General features: G+C 59.0%; 1 pseudogene. It reads left to right on the forward strand.

What is annotated here, in order from left to right:
* Nucleotides 1-118: 118 nt before the first annotated feature.
* A pseudogene (locus tag P792_RS39390) lies at nt 119-315 on the forward strand (paraquat-inducible protein B); the annotation flags it as partial.

Genomic DNA, 315 nt, shown 5'->3' on the forward strand with positions numbered 1-315 from the left:
CCGCAGGGGAGAACGGCCCTGTGCCTGCCCCGGACGAGGCGAGACAAAATTCCGGTCAAGGAGGGATCTCCGAGGCCGGTTCTTCATTTCCTCCTCACGATATGGAGCCTGAGCGCGCGTGAGCGACAATAACGATCAAACCCGGCAGCAGACCCCCGGCCCGAAAAAGGCAGGAATCAGGAAGACACGTTTTTCTATTGTCTGGCTGATTCCGATTATTGCTATCGTCATCGCGGGGTGGCTTGCGTGGCGTAGCATCGCCAATCGCGGTCCTGACATCACCATCACCTTCGATACGGCTTCCGGCCTGACCGC

Source organism: Asaia sp. SF2.1 (assembly GCF_000505765.1).
Classification (GTDB): Bacteria; Pseudomonadota; Alphaproteobacteria; order Acetobacterales; family Acetobacteraceae; genus Asaia; species Asaia bogorensis.